Source organism: Halobacillus dabanensis, from assembly GCF_900114165.1.
GTDB lineage: Bacteria > Bacillota > Bacilli > Bacillales > Halobacillaceae > Halobacillus > Halobacillus dabanensis.
The window spans coordinates 466,212-484,018 of record NZ_FOSB01000002.1 but is presented as its reverse complement, the minus strand read 5'-3'; the positions used below and the strand labels follow the sequence as shown (position 1 = coordinate 484,018).

Below are 17,807 nucleotides of genomic sequence, written 5' to 3'. Positions count from 1 at the left end.
ATAGAGCAACACGCTAAATAATTCATAAATATGAAAAAATTCTGCCATTTCATTGACGTGTGGATTTTGTTGTTACATAATTAAAACAACACAAAAACCCTCTAAAAAACACAAAAATACAAAATAACGATAAAGGAGCCTTTGTTATATGAGTACAAGAGTAGCGATTCTTCATACTACCCCTGTTACAGTGGAGCCTCTTAAAAAGCTGGTAGAAGAAAAAATTACAGACTGTAAGGTTCATAATTTTGTAGATGACACGATCCTCCCCCAATTAATAGAAAGTAATGGGGAAGTTAAGCAGGTCTCTTATAGGTTGTTACAATACGCTGCGTTTGCTGAGGAAACAGGGGCGGATATCATTTTAAACGCCTGTTCATCTGTCGGGGAGTTGGTGGAGGAAATGAAGCAGAAGGTGTCCATTCCCGTAATCCGAATCGATGAAGCAATGGCTGAAAAGGCTATTCAATCAGGCAGCAAAATCGGTGTCACGGCTACGTTGTTTACAACACTGAATCCGACAAAAAATTTGCTGGAACAAACAGCTTCAAAGCGAAATAAAGAAGTAGAGATATTTGAGAATCTGGTCGATGAAGCGTATAAGCGGCTGACAGCGGGGGATCAAGAAGGACATGATGAGGTGTTAGCCGACGCTCTCTCAACCTTCGCCGATGAAGTGGATGTTGTCGTGTTAGCTCAAGCTTCGATGGCTAGAGTTGTTTCCCGATTACCAGAACATAAGCAGGATAAATTTTTGTCCAGTCCAGAATCTGGTGTGGAGAGACTCCAGGAAACGCTTGAAAGGGTAAAAGGATGAGTCTTCTCGGTATTGATATAGGTACTACCCATATTAAAACGGGAATATTCCATTTTGATGGTTCGCTTGTTCATTTGTCTATCCATCCAACGAAGTCACATATAGACGAAAAAGGGAATACCTATTACGACCCTGAAGAGCTATGGCAGACCGTGATGGATGCTATTGAGAAAGTCGCTAAGGAAATGGAAGAAGATATCGTCTCCATCGGTGTGACCAGCATGGCTGAGAGCGGCTTGCTTGTTAATCGTCACACAGGTGAGTGTGTGTCGGATATGATTCCATGGTTCGATCGCCGGACCGAGGAAGTATCCGACTGGATCGGAAGAGAGATCGATTCCTTCGAGCAGTTCAAAAAAACCGGACTGCATAACAGCTACAAGCATGGACTGGCAAAGATTTTATGGCTGAAGCAGAATGGGGCGGAAATACACCCGGATCTTGTATGGCTGTCTGCATCTGATTACATTGTCTATAAGTTAACTGGTGAAATCGGTACAGATTATACGCTCGCAGCGAGAACTTACGCTTTTGGAATTGACGACAAAGAATGGAATGAGCAACTGATCAAACATTTTCAATTGCCCGTTTCCATATTTCCAAAAGCCGAACCGAGTGGGACTACTACTGGGTACACCGAAGGACTTTCAGGGTTACTTGAAGACGGGATTCCTGTAGCGGTTTCAGGCCATGATCACGTTTGTACGATGCTCGCTGCAGGAGTGGTCGAATCGGAAACTACACTGAATTCCATGGGAACAGCGGAAACTCTGCTTGGATCCACCAAAGAGAGAAAACTAGGAAAAAGTGATTTTGAGTCCGGATTTAGTTTTGGTTGTCACGTTCTCCCCTCCTACTTTTTTTGGCTGGGTAGTATTCAGTCATCCGGAGGTTCGGTTGAGTGGTTGAGAAAGCAATATTCTTCAGACGAGCTTTTATCCTATAAAGCTATGAATGATTTGTTAAAGGATGCACCCAGAGAGCCGACCGGGATTTTATATTACCCCTATTTAGCAGGCAGCGGAGCGCCCAAGCCTGATCCAAGAGTCAGGGCGGCATTTATAGGATTAAAGGATTCTCATCAAAAAGGTGATATATATAAAGCTTTGCTGGAAGGAACGGTTTATGAACTTCGATCGATGATTGAGGCAGCGGAAGATATGGGGCTTGGAAATATTAAAAAGCTTGTCAGTGTAGGTGGCGGAACGAAGAACCAAGAGTGGATGGATATTAAAGCGAATGTAACGAATCGTGAGTTTTTCATTCCTCAAACAGCTGAAGTTACTCTATTAGGAGCTGCTTTAGTTGCGGGGCTTGGTGCTGGCATTTATTCTAGTCCGGATGAAATTATCCGGGTAGTGGGCAAAGCAGAGCACAGACAAGTTTCACCTGATAAGCACCTGCACCAGCGTTATTCTGAAATTTTTACAGAGGGGTATCTTCCTCTTCAAGGTCCTTTGCGGGATTACTATGCAAGTCAATCATAAATGGAAATGGAGTGAGTCATTTGACGAAGAAAGTGGACTTTAAAAACGTGGTTACATTGAAAAAAGCTCTGGAGCAAGCGGAAAAAGGAGGGTATGCCATCGGATCCTTCGCCGCTCGTTATACCGATATGATTCCAGCTATTCTCCGGGCGGGAGAAAGAACACGTTCTCCGATCATTGTACAAATCTCTCAGAAGGAACTAAACCGTTATCATATAACGCCGGCCGAATTCGGGGAAAAATTTTACAAATCACTGGAAGAAGAGGAAACCACGGTTCCGGTTGTCCTGCACCTTGACCACACCAAAGACTTGGAGGTAATAAAAGAAGCGATTGAGGCAGGTTTTACCTCTGTTATGATCGATGCATCCGAGCACCCGTTGGAGCAGAATATCGCCATCAGTAAAGAAGCAGCTGCATATGCCCACTCTAAAGGGGTGTCTGTAGAAGCGGAGCTCGGGCAAATCGGCACAACCGATTTTGTGGAAACAGATAAAGATGAAGAGCTCTATACGGACCCTGAAGAAGCCTTGACCTTTGTCAATGAAACGCAGGCAGATGCGCTGGCTGTATCTGTGGGAACGGCCCACGGGGTATATATGACAAGGCAGCCGAAGGTCGATTTGGAGCGGCTGCGGGCGATTCGCAAGCTTACTTCTGTACACCTTGTCCTACACGGCGGCTCTGGGGTGCCTGCAGAGATGATGCAGGGTGCCATGAAGCTCGAAGGCGGAGGCATCAGCAAAGTGAACATCGCTACAGATTTAGAGTTGAGTCTATTAAAAGAGCTTAACCGTGAAGAGAGAATGACCAATCAGGAATGTAAAGCTTTGTCTGCTGAAGAAAAAAATCGTGCTCAAGGAGCAGTAGAAGAAACTGTCATTGATAAAATTGAAAATTTTCTTCACAGTGCCCAACAGGCAGAAAAGTTTTCCTATAAATCGTAATCATTTACTGGAGGGTAGAGTTTGAGTATAAAAACTAAGCACCAGCAAACAGATGATGGATATAAAATAAACATTTACCCTGATGATTTAGAAGGGGCAGGGTCCAGCTTGCAACTGAACTCTTTACTGGAAACGACAAGTCTTAAGGAAAATGAAAAAGTGCCTGTATCCTTGGTGGAGGGTGAGGAAGACGGATTTACCCTCAAGGGGGAATCGGAGCATTTTAAGGCAGAGACACAAGTTTATTATAAGAATAGATCCTGTGACTATCTTGATGTGAAGTTGAAGATTCAATATATCGGCAGTGAGACTCTCGATACAGGGCTTCAAATCAAATATGAACTTTTGGGAGCTGGAAAGCCGACCTGGCTGATTCCTGGGGCTTTTTATAAAGAAAATCGATTCTCCCACAATACCCGCATGTATCCCAGATATGATTATTCTGGAGGGGATATTGATCGGCTGGAATCCGATTACTGGGCTTTCCGTTCAGATCGAGCCTCTCTTCCGGCGGTATTTGCTTGGAACAATGATTTTTCGGCAGCGCTTTTTACCGAAGAGATGTCTGAGCTCGGGCTGAGCGGTCTTGGTTTCAGAGGCAATGAAGAAGAAACATCCCTCTGGATCAACTACCCATATCGGGAAGAACCGATCACTTTTCACAGTCCTGTCGATCCTCACCCAGCCGACTGCCCGGCTCATACCTGGGAAAAAGGGGAAGAAGTAACCCTTTCTTATAAAATTTACTTAGGCAACAACGACCTGCATAGCTACGATCCTTTTGTCCGTGAGATATACGCACAGCATCAGGAAAAATATCCAACAAACCCGTGGGTGGATTTGGAAAAGGCAGCCGAACTGACTGCTCACGGTCTTTATGAGTGGCACTATGATGATGAACATCACATATTAATGGAAACCGCTGCCTTTGACCGAGAATTCAATGGGAATGTAGGCGGACAGGGAGATCGGCCCAACATGCACGTAGGCTGGGTCAGCGGTGCCCCTTATTCTTACGCTCTTTTGACTTACGGGAGGAATCAACAAAATACTAACTACACAAAAGCTGCTGTTCATGTACTGGATAAAATAGCGGAAGGGCTCTCTCCTATCGGTATTTTCTGGGCAGAGTGGAAGGCGGACAAAGGCTGGGGGACAGGCTGGAATCCTAATAATAAGTGGCTCCAGGCAAGAACCGTTTCTGAAGCATCTCTATTCATGATTCGCGCCCTTCACTTTGAGAAGGAACATGGCCAGACACATGACAACTGGGAAAATGCCGTCCGCTCAAACTTGGATTTTGCCGTGAAATGCCAGCGCGAAGACGGGAATTTCGGCTCTTATTATCACTCTGAAACTGGTGAGGTCGAAGAATGGGACGGTGCTGGAGGAATTTTGTGGATTTCAGCATTGTTAGAAGGCGCTAAATACTTTGACAGTCGGGTATATCGCGATGCCGCAGTGAAGGCTGGACATTATTATCAATCATTCATCCTTGACGAATTCATTTATGGAGCCCCAGAAGATGTCCACTTAACTCCTACTTCTGAGGATGCCTATAATGCTGTAGTTTCTTATGTTTTACTATATGAAAGTGACTTTGATAACAAATGGCTGGAACTTGCACGTCGAGCAGCTGAATGGATGATGACATTCCGTTGGTCGTACAACTTAGAGTTTCCTGAACATACCATGCTCAAGCAGTTGGACTTCCGCTCAAGAGGAGCAGATCAGGCATCACCGTCTAATCAACATCTCCATAATTATGGACTATTCTGTGTCCCTGAGATGCTGAGACTTTGGAAATATACGGAGGACTCCTATTTTCTTGATCGGACGAGAGATAATTTAGCCTGTTTCTTACAGTGTATTGCACGTGAGGATGGAGATTTTAATGCTTATAAGGGAATGGTTACCGAACGGTATTACAATACAAACTGTTTTCAGCCGAAGGGGATGCTGTTGACGTTATCTCATGCCTGGTCCGTCGGTGTCATTCTGTATGCGACACAGGAAGCAGCTGAATTTGCAGAAGAGCTAAATCTGTGAGGTGTTTAAATGAGACCAGAGGTTGAAGAATTACAGAAAGTCGGCCGATATATGATGGACAATCAGCTGGCATGGGGGAATGCTGGGAATCTCAGCGCCAAAACAGGGGAGAATGAGTTCATCATCACGGCAAGTGGCACGTATATGGGGGAACTGAGCCGCGAAGACTTTGTCGAAGTAGCGATGGACCGCTCGAACCACTACTCTGACAGGAAACCTTCGAAGGAAGTTCCTATGCATACAGCTGTTTACAACCAACGCCCGGATATACAGGCAGTTCTGCATGCGTCTCCGTTCTACAGCACGTTGATCGCTTGTTCCGATATCAATCCGCCCTCCGACCTTTTTGTCGAATCCATGTATTATTTGGAAAAAGTGGCGCGCGTACCGTATGCCCATCCGGGATCTGAGGAGCTGGGGGAGGAAGTAGGTAAAAAAGCGCAACAGGCAAATATACTTTTTTTGGAAAATCACGGTGTGCTTGTGTTTGAGAGCAGCGTCAAAGAAGCAAGGATGGCTCTGCAAACCTTGGAATTTGCTTGTCGTATGCTGGTGGAAGCCAGAGCGGCTCAGCTCAATTTAAATGGGTTAGAAAAAGGAATTGTTAATGATTTTCTTGAAAATGCAGGGTATAAGCCTAGAAGAAAGTGGGTTACAGAATGATTGGTGTAATCGCAGATGACATTACAGGAGCGAATGATATAGGGATTATGTTCAGTTCATCCGGTTATGAGACAGATGTGTACAGCTATTCTCCTACGGTAATTGAGGAAGTGCATAACCATCGACCGAATGTACTGATTTTTGATACAGACAGCAGGCTGGATAAGGCTGAAGCAGCTTATCAAAAAGTTTTTCAAGCGACGAAACTGATGGAGAAGGCTGGTGCTGATCAATTTTTCAATAAAACATGCTCTGTTTTCAGGGGAAACATCGGGGCGGAATTTGATGCCATGCTTGATGCTTTGGGGGAAGAATTTGCGATAGTGGTGCTTGGCTTTCCTAAAAATGGACGACTGACTAAAAAATCCGTCCATTATGTGCACGGCATTCCGCTTGCTGATTCGCAATTCAAGCAAGACCCTGTCCACCCGATGACCGAATCAAATTTATGTTCCATTCTCCGAAAGCAGACGGATAGGAAAGTCGGTGCTATCCATGAGGACATCATCCAGGAAGGCGGAGAAAGGCTGAAGAGCGAAATTCAAAAAGTGAAAGCGTCCGGAGACGTTAATTATCTCATTCTTGATGTCACTGATCAGGATGATCTTAAAGAAATCGCCTATGCCGTCAAAGATGAAAAGGTGTTGTGCGGAAGTTCTGCCTTAGGGGAAGAAATACCGAAAGTTAAATCCCAGAATCATACCCTTGGGGAGGATTTGGCTTTTCCAGAGCGAATAGGACAGGCAGGGATGTTATGTACTGCAGGAAGCCTGACACCTCAGACCATTGATCAAGTCAACTATATGAGGGATAAAGGATACAAGACGATCGAGTTCGATACATTGACCTTTATGAAGAAAGATCAGCCTTCTTCCATGATCGATGAATTGACCGAGGAAATCATTGGCGATATAAAAAGCGGTAGCGATGTAATTTTTCATTCCAGTCAAGCCTATCAAAAGGTTCAACAAACGAAGGAGGAAGGGAAAAGACAAGGGTGGGATGGCACTTCTATCTCCAACTTGATCTCAGAGCGTTTAGCTGAAGTGACATTAAGAGTTCTTGAGGATACAGGACAGAACCGCTTCATCGCAGCCGGCGGAGATACGTCTGCTAAAATATGTAAAGCGCTTAGGGTTAAAGGGTTCAGGGTATGGAAAGAGATTCAGCCAGGTCTTCCTTCTTGTTTATCTCATAAAGAACCTCCCTACTTATTTATCTTAAAATCAGGGAGCTTCGGAACGGAAGACTTTTTTGAACAGGGTTTTCGTCATCTGGCTTCCCAAGAATATATAAAGGGGGAAACTAAATGATAGCAGCCGAGAGAAGAAATAAAATTAAAGAGATTCTTACCCACAAACGAAGTGTCAAAGCTTCGGATTTAACAAAAGAATTCCAAGTGTCAGAAGAGACCATACGCAGAGATTTAAGCCACCTTGAAAAAGAAAATTTCCTGAAAAAGAATTATGGTGGGGCCATTATCTTAGAAGATTTAAACAAGTTTGACCCTATGCCCATTGAGGAAAGGCAGCAGGAACATTATTTGGAGAAAAAGTTAATTGGTGAGAGGGCGGCCGAATTAGTGGAGGACCGCCAGATCATTATTATCGATGCAGGTTCTACCACATGGCATATGTCTAGAAGCTTAAAAGATAAAGAGGGACTTATGGTCATTTCCAATGCTATGAATGTAGCCGAGGAGTGTAGTAAAAACGATACGGATGTCTATGTGCTTGGTGGAAAGCTTCGTAAAAACACGATGAGTATGATGGGGCCGCAGGCAGAAGCAGAGTTGAAAAACTATAACGCTGCGTTCACGTTTTTAGGTGCATCTGCTATATCTATGAAAAAAGGGGTTACCAGTTTTGATATATATGAAGCGGCGGTTAAACGTGCAATGGTGGAAGCAGGCAACAAAATTGTAGTATTGGCCGATCACAGCAAGTTCGGCAAGGAAGGGCTTGTTTCTTTTGCCCCCTTCAGTGGTGTCGATATTCTTGTGACAAGCGATTTAGTAGACCCGAGTATCGTCCGTAAAATCGAAGGCGAAGGGGTGGAAGTCATACTTACACCAGTGGTTGAAGAAATCAAACAAAAAAATTCTTAGAAGGAAAGGAGTGGATCTTGATGGAACAGGAGATGGAGCGGTTGTTAAGAAAATATCCGGACCTTGAGGTGTGCAGAAATGACATTGAACAAGCTGCCCACTTTTTGATTAAAGGATATAAAAGCGGGAAGAAAACACTGCTTTGCGGAAATGGTGGCAGTGCTTCCGATTGTGACCATATTGTCGGTGAGCTGATGAAGGGTTTTACCTTGAAGCGACCCGTCGATTCCTTGTTTGAAAAAGAACTGAAGGAAGCCTTTCCAGAGAATGGGGAATTTCTCGCTCAAAACTTACAACAGGGGCTTCCAGCGATTTCCCTTGCGAGTCACTCTGCCCTAAGCACAGCTTTTATTAATGATGTCACCCCTGAAATGGTCTTTGCCCAGCAGGTATATGGTTATGGAGAAGCGGGAGATATGGTAATAGGTATCAGTACCTCTGGAAATTCAGCCAATGTTGTCAATGCTTTAAAAGTCTCGAAGGCTATGGGGTTACGGACAATAGGATTGACAGGGGAAAGCGGAGGGGAAATGAAAGAAATCTGTGATGTAACTATTCGTGTTCCGTGGACAGAAACTCTGGACGTACAGGAACGTCATCTCCCGATCTATCACTCGCTCTGCATTATTTTAGAAAAGGAGTTTTTTAACGAATGACTATTCTCGCAGGGGTTGATATTGGTGGAACTAAATGTGCAGCCTCCCTCGCTGTCTTAGAGGGAGACGAAATAACAATTCTCTCAAAGGTCAGGTTTCCTACCTCTGGCACTCCCGATCAAGTTATTGATAGACTAATAGATGAAGTGAACAATCTTAAACTAAAACACAAGCTTTCTGGTATAGATGCTGTTGGAATCAGTTGTGGAGGCCCACTGAACAGTCGTGATGGTATCATTCTTTCACCTCCCAACCTGCCTGACTGGGACAATATAGAAATTGTTGCGAAACTGGAGGAGCGTTTTCAAATCCCGGTTGCCCTCCAAAACGATGCAAACGCAGGAGCGATGGCTGAGTGGAGGTGGGGAGCAGGAAAAGGGACAACTAACATGATTTTCCTTACATTTGGTACAGGTATGGGAGCTGGACTGATTTTAAACGGCCAATTGTACTCAGGTACCAATGATTTAGCTGGTGAAGCAGGTCATATCCGTTTGGAGAACGATGGACCGGTCGGTTTTGGCAAGGCTGGGTCGTTTGAGGGATTCTGCAGCGGCGGAGGTATCGCTCGGCTTGCCCGGAAAAAGGCGGAGGAAGCTCTTCAACTAGGTGAGAAACCTGCCTTTTGTCAAAATTATAATGAGTTAAGGAATATAACGGCAAAAAAGGTCGGAGAAGCAGCACAGGCGGGAGATGAAACTGCGAACGATGTGTTCCGGGTGGTGGGAAAAGAATTAGGAAGAGGCGTCTCTATATTGATTGATATTCTGAACCCTGAAAAAGTGATAATCGGAAGCATCTTCGGACGCCAGCAGAGCCTCCTGGAACCACTTCTGCGGGAGGAATTAGAAAAAGAAGCGATTGGTTTATCTTTATCCGTTTGTGAAATCATCCCGGCGGGCCTTGGGGAAAGTATCGGTGATTATGCGAGCTTTTCTGTAGCAATGATGGCCTTAGAAAAATAGAAAAGAAGAAATTTGAAAGCGGTATCATACGTACGGGGAGGAGAATAAGGATGAGGAAATTAAAGGTTGGAATTATTGGATGTGGCAATATCAGTACTATTTATCTAACGAATTGCCAGCATTTTTCGTCATTGGATATATACGCGGTGGCAGATTTGAAAATGGAAAACGCCGAAGAGAAAGCTTCTGAATTTAATGTTCCTAACGTGTATACGGTGGATGAATTACTGAACGACCGGGAAATCGATCTTGTCTTGAATTTAACGATTCCATCCGTACATGCAGAAGTCAGTCTGCAAGCACTGGAAGCAGGGAAGCATGTCTATGTAGAGAAACCGTTGGCCATTTCTTTGTCTGATGGCAAGAAAGTAATCGAGAAGGCGAAAGAGAAAGGGTTGAAAGTTGGAGGGGCACCGGATACATTTCTTGGCGGCGGAATTCAGACGTGTATCAAGCTTATTGAGGACGGATGGATTGGGGAACCGGTGGCAGCCAACGCCTTTTTCATGAGCAGCGGTGTAGAGGCTTGGCACCCGAACCCGGACTTCTTTTATCAGGTAGGCGGTGGTCCGATGTTTGATATGGGTCCATACTACCTTACGGCCCTCGTTGCAATGATGGGTTCTATTAAACGAGTAACAGGTTCAGCCAGTACCTCATTTAAGGAGCGAGTGACCCCTGAAGGCAGGAAAATTTCAGTAGAAATCCCTACCCACATTGCTGGCGTCCTGGATTTTGAAAATGGAGCTGTAGCTTCTCTTGTTACAAGCTTTGATTCCTGGGGCAATAATTTGCCACGAATCGAAATCTACGGCGAGACTGGCACGTTATGTGTACCGGACCCCAACACGTTTGGCGGGCCAGTAAAATTCCGGCGTAAAGATGAAAAAGAGTTTCATGATGTGCCCCTTACTCATGGGTACACAAGCAACAGCCGGGGCGTTGGTCTTGCAGATATGGCTGAAACGATTATTGAAGGCAGGGATCATCGTGCAAATAGCGATTTGTCGTATCACGTTTTGGAAATTATGCATGGTATTCATATCGCCTCTGAAGAAGAAAAGCATTATCACTTAACCGGATCGATAGAGAGGCCAGAGTTACTAGAAATGCATAAGCAGTTTTGATTCTTTTTTATTTTCCATAAACGGGAACGTTCCCGAGAAGGAAGGGTGATTGTTTGGTTCAACAGAAAAGCGAGATATATCTATCTTCCAAAAGCCTTCCAATTTTATATGATGTAGATGCTGTCATCATTGGAGGTACATTTGCTGGGGTTACAGCAGCAAGACGTTTTGCAGAAGCTGGAAAAAAGGTCGCCCTCGTCGAATCCAGGACATACCTTGGGACAGATATGTGTGCGACCCTGCGACCCTGGGTCCAAACACGGGACATAGGGAATCTATCTAAATGGACAAAGGGGTTGTTTGAGAAAGCTGCTGATTCAGCAGGTGAGACAGGTCTTTATTTAGATCAGGTTAAACGACATTTGGAAGACCTTTTAGTAGAAGAAAATGTATCGGTTCTCTATGCAAGTCAACCAATTGATTTGATTCAGACATATGGGAAAAGGCAGCTAATTATAGGGAATAAGTCAGGCAGGCAGATCATCCAGGCAGATGTAGTGATTGGTGCGGAAAGCTCCGGACTCCTTCGGGAATTCATGGAGGGAGGAGAAGAGTCAGACACCGGTCCAGCGGTATATAGGAAGACTATTGAAATGTACCGGGCAGAAGGTTCAACTGCAGTTGAAATATCTGTCCCGAAGTCCTTAGGTATTCATAACAACACGGTTCACCTTCATCGTGGGTATTTGAATGATAGTCACGTCTTCCTGGAATTTGAACTTGTTTTTCCCTATGACAGAACCAGTCTAGCTATCGATAATGCCATGGAAAAAGAAATCGCATCCCGACATATCGCTATGGATTTAGCTTCTTATTTGATTCAGTCGCACCCTGCTTTTAAGAGAGCCTATCTGGCTGGATCTTCCTACGAACTTCACTCTCTCTCTGTCGCTAAACGAAAATGCGAATCATGGAGGAGTGGAGGACAGAAGTTTCTAGAAAATAGGGTCTTAGGCGTTCCGCTAAACGACTTTGTCACCTATGATTTGGACATCTGGTATTTGAACGAATTTTCAGCTCCTGGTCTATTCGAAAGTCCAGTAGCTGCTTGCAAAACAGGTGAAGCGTTTGCTTCCGAGCTTGTCGCGGTCTGGGACGAACTTTTAACTCCATGTACACCATCAGTCGAACCGAACCGGGAGCCCTTCTCCTATGATATCCACATAGGAGAAGGGGGAAGTCCTCGTGAAGGCCGGGAATATCCAACGTGCGAGGTGCCTGGTAAAGCTGTTCCTGTATTACAAGAAACGGATGTATTAGTAGTCGGCGGGGGAACCAGTGGTGCGAACGCGGCGATTACCGCTGCCAAAGAAGGGGTGGAAACGGTTCTTCTTGATATGAACCCTGGTCTTGGAGGCACGGCTACTTATGGGGCTGTGGACAGTTATTGGTTTGGACGAAAAGGTGGGTTTAATGTCCGTATTTCCGAATGGTTACAAGAGGTCCATGACCGTATTAATCATAAAAGTACAAAATGGAACATCGAAGCCAAAATGTACACTTTGCTTAATGAAGCAGAAAAGGCCGGTGTGAAAACTTATTTGTATGCGACAACTATCGGCACCATTATGGATGGGACACAAGTAAAAGGGGTCGTCGTCGCTACTAAATGGGGAGTTTTTGCCATTAAAGCAAAGGTGGTTATCGATGCTACTGGGGACGGTGATATAGCCGCATTTGCCGGCGCGGAGCACGTCTATGGTTCTGAAACCGATCAGATTGTCATGTGGTATTCGCTTGCTCAATTCGCCAAACCAGGGAAAAGTCAGAATAACTTCACCAGTATGGTAAAGGTCTCTGATATTGAGGATTATACAAGGGCTATAATGGAAGGCCGCAGGAGAAAACGGAACAGGGACTGTCACGATCACGGTATTTATGTTGCCTCCAGAGAGACACGGCATATCTTTGGGGAAGTGGTACTGACACTTACGGATCAGTTGAAGCACAGGCAATGGGAGGATGTCGTGAACATTCATTTCAGTAACCATGATATGAAGGGTAAAAGTGGGTCCTCCTGGATGAATATAGGACTGATTCCACCTAATTTGGAAATAGAAGTTCCTTACCGGGCGCTATTACCGAAGAACTTAACAGGAATTCTGGTGGTTGGAAAAGCTATATCGGCGACCCACGACGGTTTTGCAGCCATACGGATGCAGGCGGATTTAGAAAACCTCGGAGGAGTGGCAGCTCTGGCAGCGGTTCAGGCAGTAAGAAATGACTGTCTTCCTCATGAGATTGACCGGAAACATTTACAGTCAAGGCTCGTAGTTGAAGATGTTTTACCGGAGGGAGTTACCGATCGTTCGATTGAAGAAAAGACCTATACCGATGAGGAACTGGAAAGGCTTGTCGGGGAATTGAACGGAGAGATGCCGCTATACTCTTATGCGGATATGGAAATGGATGATGTTTATAAAGAAAGAATTCCTTTTGTAGAGGTGTGTACAGCAGGGCCAAGGGTCCTTCCTTATTTACAAAGGGCACTAAACCAAGCTGTAGAAAAAGGTGAGATCAATAGACAGGTTCTTTTGGCTAAAGCCTTGGCTATGTATGGTTCGAAAGATGCGGTACCTGTCTTAATCAAAGAGATTGAAAAGGAACTTTCCGGTGGAGTGCTTCCCAAAAGATCGAGCTTTATCCGGCACACACAGCTTCCTCCTGATCAAGGAGCTATGCCGGATGTCGTTTATTTAATGTACGCACTTGCTCTGACGAAAGATGAACGCAGTATCGCTGTCTGGCGGAAGGTTGCTGAATGGGTCGAACCAAGCGAGGGGAATTTGAAGGATATGTATAAAGGAACATTCTATTATATAGATGCACTCTGTGATGGAGCTGAACGGCTCGCCCGTCCTGAGTGTATTCCGGTATTGGAAAGCCTTCACCGTCATGAGACCATTCGTAATCAAATGAGAACTAGAGCACTGGAACCTGATTACTTTAAAGAAAGACAGGCGATGCTGGAGCTCGCGATTGGTAGGGCTCTTGCCGTTTGTGGAAGCAGCCAGGGACTTCATATCCTTATCGATTATTTGTCAGATTATCGCAGTTTGCTTGCCGACCAGGCCCATACTTATTTACGAAGGTTGACTGGCGAAGACTTTGGAAAGCATGTCCCAGAATGGAAGTCCTATGTAGAAGTAAATCATCAATACGACATCTCAAACACTCGAGGAGGATTATTATGGAAGAGAAGACTCTCCACATGATTGGTAACGCTCATTTAGATCCTGTCTGGTTATGGCAATGGCAGGAAGGATTTCAAGAAACGAAAGCAACGTTCAGGTCAGCTCTTGACCGATTAAAGGAATATGACGATTTTGTTTTTACCTCAAGCTCGGCAGTTATGTATGAATGGGTAGAGAATAACCACCCTGAAATGTTTGAGGAAATAAAAGAACGCATCCAGGAAGGACGCTGGCAGATTTGCGGCGGCTGGTGGTTGCAGCCTGACTGTAATATTCCAAGTGGCGAGTCATTTGTAAGACAAGGGTTATACGGACAGCATTACTTCAATGAAAAATTCGGAGTCACCGCGAAGACAGGCTATAACGTTGATAGCTTTGGCCATGCTGGGATGCTTCCGCAAATTCTCAAGAAAAGCGGGATGGATCATTATGTATTCATGCGCCCAGGACCTCATGAGAAAGGATTGCCTGGAAGGCTTTTCTGGTGGGAATCTGATGACGGCTCTCGTGTGATGACCTTCCAAATTCCTTTTGAATATACTACATGGGGCAAGGATTTAGAAAAACATGTGCACAGGTGCGCTCAGGAAATAAAAGAACCAGTCAATGATTTAATGAGCTTTTATGGTGTGGGCAACCACGGAGGTGGCCCGACTATTGAGAACATTGAAAGCATCAAAAATCTTAATGCATCGGATGATACACCTAACCTGGTGTTCAGTTCCCCTGATCAATTTTTCAATAAAATTAAAGGAGAAGATCCTGAGCTTCCTGTCGTCCACCATGACCTGCAAAATCATGCGAAAGGCTGCTATTCTGTCCATTCCCCTGTGAAAAAATGGAACAGAGAAGCAGAAAACTTATTAGGAGCTGCTGAGAAATTCTCCGTTATTGCAAAAAACGTGGCCGGACAGCCTTACCCTAGTGATTATGGAAAGGCATGGAAAGATGTGCTGTTTAATCAATTCCATGACATACTTGCAGGGACGAGTATTGAACAAGCTTATGAAGATGCGAGAAACATGCATGGAGAAGCGATGACCATTGGAGATCGCGGACTGAACTATGCGGTACAATCTCTTGCCTGGGCGATAGATATCGAACAAGAAGAGGGAATGACACCAGTCGTTGTGTTCAACCCTCACTCCTGGGATGTGAAAACATCTATAGAACTGGAATATACAAGGTTAAAAGAAGATCAATTTTTAACAGACGAAAAGGGAAATGAAATTCCTGTCCAGGTTGTCCAATCCCAAGCTACTGCGAAGGGTCGTAACCGTATAAGCTTCATAGCGGATATTCCTTCTATGGGATATCGTGTGTATAAAATAAGGTCCAATAAAGAACGAGTGGAAACACTTGCGATTAAAGCTGATGATTATTCGCTTGAAAATGATCGCTACCGTCTGGAAATCAATCCAAAGACAGGGTTTATCAGTAGTCTTTATGATAAAGAGGAGCAATTTGAATTGTTTGCAGGCGAAGCAGCACGCCCTGTGGTAATTAAGGATGAAAGTGATACATGGTCCCATGATGTCATCAGGTACGCTGATGTTGTCGGGGAGTTCAAGCCAGTGAGCATAAAGCGCGTAGAACATGGTCCTGTGAAGTCAGTCGTGCGCGTCATCAGCGAATATGGGCGATCTCACTTTGTCCAGGATTTCACGATGTATAAGGATCTTGATCATGTTGATGTAAAGGTGAGCGTGGACTGGAGAGAGAAATTCCGAACCCTTAAGTTGAAGTTTCCTGTGAATGTCACCCATAGAAGGGCGACGTACGAGATACCATATGGTCATGCTGTCAGGGAAACCAATGGAGAAGAACAACCCGGCCAAAGCTGGATAGATGTTTCGGGAACGATAAAAGAAACGGGGGGAAGATATGGGCTAAGTATCGCAAATGATGCGAAATATAGTTACGATGTCGATGGAAATGAGATGAATATCACCGTGCTCAGAAGTCCCATCTATGCCCATCATGACCCATTAGTTCCAGAACCAGACGGCTATTATTCTTTCATCGATCATGGCATTCAACACTTCCAGTACACATTGCTTCCCCATGTTGACAGCTGGGAGCAAGCGGGAACGGTCAAACATGCTTATGAGCTGAATCAACGTCCGACCGCTTTACTTGAAACCTATCATCAGGGAGAGCTGCCACAAGTGAATTCTTTTATTAAAGTAGACAAAGAAAATGTCGTGGTCAGTGCTATGAAAAAGGCAGAAGACAATGGGGACACCATAGTGCGTTTTTATGAAACGAATAAACAGGAAACAGAGGTAACCATTACTTTGCCTGCTCTCGATCGCAAGTTTACGACTTCAATCGGCGCATGTGAAATCAAAACCTTCCGGGTACCTGAGGATTCCTCCGGTCCAGTTGTGGAAACAAACATGCTTGAATGGGAAGAATGAGGAGTTCTGGTGGATGAGTGATAATTCATAATAAATATTTAAGGTTTCATGGGGTGTTTATGTGCTTTATTGTGGATTTCGTCAATATTTTTCAGACTTTTTTGATAAAAGCTATTGAAAATCTTCTAATGGTAAGGTAACTTATTATGTAAGCGATTTAATAAAATGGGAACGTTCCAATTATACACCATTTCAACTTGATAGAATTATATATACAACCGCTCTCATATCCTGACTTTTTTGGAACAAAAGGGTTTTTAATAAATGACAGGTAAAGTGGGAGCGGTTCAATTCTTAAGTTTCGGGAAAGCGCTTGCATAACTTGTAGAAGGAGTGGGGAAGGTGAACCCGACGATACATGATGTAGCCAGGCTTTCTAAAACATCTAAGAGTACCGTATCTCGGTATTTAAATGGACAGCCTGTAAAAAAACGTACAGAAGAAACGTTGAAAGCAGCAATCAAAGAGCTCGGCTATCATCCGAATGTTAATGCCAGGAGGCTAGTGAAAAACAGTACCCAAACCATAGGGGTAGTGGTAGATGATATCTCCAATAACTTTTACTCTGGTATTTTAAGAGGGATAGAAAAAGTGGCTAATCTCCATAACTACCAATGTGTTTATTATAACGGGGTCTCTCATCGACAGGGAGAATTTGGTTTTTTGAACCTTGCTCATGAACGTCAGGTGGATGGGTTGATTCTCATCAGCTTTTTAAAGCGCTCGCCGGAGTTGTTTGAGAAAATCAAAGATTTATCCATGCCGGTCGCCCTGATCGGTGATGGAGGAGAGGGGATAAGAGATCATGGTCTTTTATCCGTCGATGTCAATAACGAACACGGGATTAAAGAGATTGTTCATTATTTGAATCGTATCGGACATAAAGAGATTGCCTTCATAGCGGGACCAGATGAATTCTCCGCTACCTCCCAGAGGATCACAGGTTATAAAAAAGCCCTGAAGGAACTTGGTTTAACACTTCAACCTTCCTGGATTGTTCCATCAGACTGGTCGAAAGAAGGTGGTTACAAAGCGATGAGTGAGCTGATCAATAAAGGTGGGATGACTGCGGTTATTGCATCCAATGATGAGACAGCTATTGGTGCTCTGCTTTGTACCCATGAACTAGGATTCCGTGTTCCAAAACATTTTTCTATCGCCGGGTTTGACGATATTGAAGTCTCAAGCTGGGTCTATCCTCCGCTTACAACTGTTAAGCAGCCATTATATCAAATAGGAATTGAAGCAACAGAGGGACTTGTCAAAAAAATGAAAAATAAAGAAGCCCCGCTCCAAGGAAGGAGATTAATCGAACCGAATCTAGTAGTCCGCGATTCATGTATGAATTTACTTTAAATGATAGAAGGGAGATGTC

The 17,807-nt window shown here is 44.4% G+C and carries 13 protein-coding genes; all 13 read left to right on the top strand.

The annotated features are described in order from the left end of the window. The first annotated feature begins 148 nt into the window (after positions 1-148). The 13 genes from BMZ58_RS05440 to BMZ58_RS05380 all read left to right on the top strand — a co-directional run bounded on the left by BMZ58_RS05440 (position 149) and on the right by BMZ58_RS05380 (position 17,788). Entirely contained in the window at positions 149-817 is a 669-nt protein-coding gene (locus BMZ58_RS05440) for an aspartate/glutamate racemase family protein (protein ID WP_075035533.1), read from the top strand. Continuing rightward, positions 814-2,304, top strand: coding sequence for an FGGY-family carbohydrate kinase (locus BMZ58_RS05435; protein ID WP_075035532.1), 1,491 nt, complete (start codon positions 814-816; stop codon positions 2,302-2,304). Before BMZ58_RS05440 ends, BMZ58_RS05435 begins: the two co-directional genes overlap by 4 nt. Positions 2,305-2,324: 20 nt before the next feature. Beyond that, positions 2,325-3,251 carry a class II fructose-bisphosphate aldolase gene (locus tag BMZ58_RS05430; RefSeq protein ID WP_075035531.1) on the top strand — a complete coding sequence of 309 codons (927 nt, stop codon included), beginning with the start codon at positions 2,325-2,327 and terminating at the stop codon, positions 3,249-3,251. A gap of 21 nt (positions 3,252-3,272) precedes the next feature. Then, positions 3,273-5,300 carry a YyaL domain-containing protein gene (locus BMZ58_RS05425; RefSeq protein WP_075035530.1) on the top strand — a complete coding sequence of 676 codons (2,028 nt, stop codon included), beginning with the start codon at positions 3,273-3,275 and terminating at the stop codon, positions 5,298-5,300. Between the two features lie 9 nt (positions 5,301-5,309). Next, positions 5,310-5,963 carry a class II aldolase/adducin family protein gene (locus BMZ58_RS05420; RefSeq protein ID WP_075035529.1) on the top strand — a complete coding sequence of 218 codons (654 nt, stop codon included), beginning with the start codon at positions 5,310-5,312 and terminating at the stop codon, positions 5,961-5,963. Further along, positions 5,960-7,276, top strand: a complete 1,317-nt coding sequence (locus BMZ58_RS05415; protein ID WP_075035528.1) for a four-carbon acid sugar kinase family protein — start codon at positions 5,960-5,962, stop codon at positions 7,274-7,276. Before BMZ58_RS05420 ends, BMZ58_RS05415 begins: the two co-directional genes overlap by 4 nt. Next, positions 7,273-8,070: a DeoR/GlpR family DNA-binding transcription regulator gene (locus tag BMZ58_RS05410; protein ID WP_075035527.1), complete on the top strand. Its 798-nt coding sequence runs from the start codon at positions 7,273-7,275 to the stop codon at positions 8,068-8,070. The genes BMZ58_RS05415 and BMZ58_RS05410 overlap by 4 nt, the downstream gene beginning before the upstream one ends. A 20-nt stretch (positions 8,071-8,090) precedes the next feature. Beyond that, positions 8,091-8,726: a D-sedoheptulose-7-phosphate isomerase gene (locus BMZ58_RS05405; protein WP_075035526.1), complete on the top strand. Its 636-nt coding sequence runs from the start codon at positions 8,091-8,093 to the stop codon at positions 8,724-8,726. Further along, a complete protein-coding gene (locus BMZ58_RS05400; RefSeq protein ID WP_075035525.1) occupies positions 8,723-9,691 on the top strand; it encodes an ROK family protein in 969 nt (322 codons plus the stop codon). Before BMZ58_RS05405 ends, BMZ58_RS05400 begins: the two co-directional genes overlap by 4 nt. Positions 9,692-9,741: 50 nt before the next feature. Continuing rightward, on the top strand, positions 9,742-10,818 hold the full coding sequence (locus BMZ58_RS05395; protein ID WP_075035524.1) for a Gfo/Idh/MocA family protein: 1,077 nt from the start codon (positions 9,742-9,744) through the stop codon (positions 10,816-10,818). 53 nt (positions 10,819-10,871) lie between these two features. Next, positions 10,872-14,033, top strand: coding sequence for an FAD-dependent oxidoreductase (locus tag BMZ58_RS05390; protein ID WP_075035523.1), 3,162 nt, complete (start codon positions 10,872-10,874; stop codon positions 14,031-14,033). Then, entirely contained in the window at positions 14,009-16,432 is a 2,424-nt protein-coding gene (locus BMZ58_RS05385) for an alpha-mannosidase (protein ID WP_075035522.1), read from the top strand. Before BMZ58_RS05390 ends, BMZ58_RS05385 begins: the two co-directional genes overlap by 25 nt. Positions 16,433-16,774: 342 nt before the next feature. After that, entirely contained in the window at positions 16,775-17,788 is a 1,014-nt protein-coding gene (locus BMZ58_RS05380) for a LacI family DNA-binding transcriptional regulator (protein ID WP_075035521.1), read from the top strand. Positions 17,789-17,807 lie beyond the last annotated feature (19 nt).

What these genes read in the sequence shown, in the direction of transcription:
- BMZ58_RS05440 (WP_075035533.1), top strand. Translation starts at nt 149, where the DNA reads ATGAGTACAAGAGTAGCGATTCTTCATACTACCCCTGTTACAGTGGAG.
- BMZ58_RS05435 (WP_075035532.1), top strand. Translation starts at nt 814, where the DNA reads ATGAGTCTTCTCGGTATTGATATAGGTACTACCCATATTAAAACGGGA.
- BMZ58_RS05420 (WP_075035529.1), top strand. Translation starts at nt 5,310, where the DNA reads ATGAGACCAGAGGTTGAAGAATTACAGAAAGTCGGCCGATATATGATG.
- BMZ58_RS05415 (WP_075035528.1), top strand. Translation starts at nt 5,960, where the DNA reads ATGATTGGTGTAATCGCAGATGACATTACAGGAGCGAATGATATAGGG.
- BMZ58_RS05410 (WP_075035527.1), top strand. Translation starts at nt 7,273, where the DNA reads ATGATAGCAGCCGAGAGAAGAAATAAAATTAAAGAGATTCTTACCCAC.
- BMZ58_RS05405 (WP_075035526.1), top strand. Translation starts at nt 8,091, where the DNA reads ATGGAACAGGAGATGGAGCGGTTGTTAAGAAAATATCCGGACCTTGAG.
- BMZ58_RS05400 (WP_075035525.1), top strand. Translation starts at nt 8,723, where the DNA reads ATGACTATTCTCGCAGGGGTTGATATTGGTGGAACTAAATGTGCAGCC.
- BMZ58_RS05395 (WP_075035524.1), top strand. Translation starts at nt 9,742, where the DNA reads ATGAGGAAATTAAAGGTTGGAATTATTGGATGTGGCAATATCAGTACT.
- BMZ58_RS05385 (WP_075035522.1), top strand. Translation starts at nt 14,009, where the DNA reads ATGGAAGAGAAGACTCTCCACATGATTGGTAACGCTCATTTAGATCCT.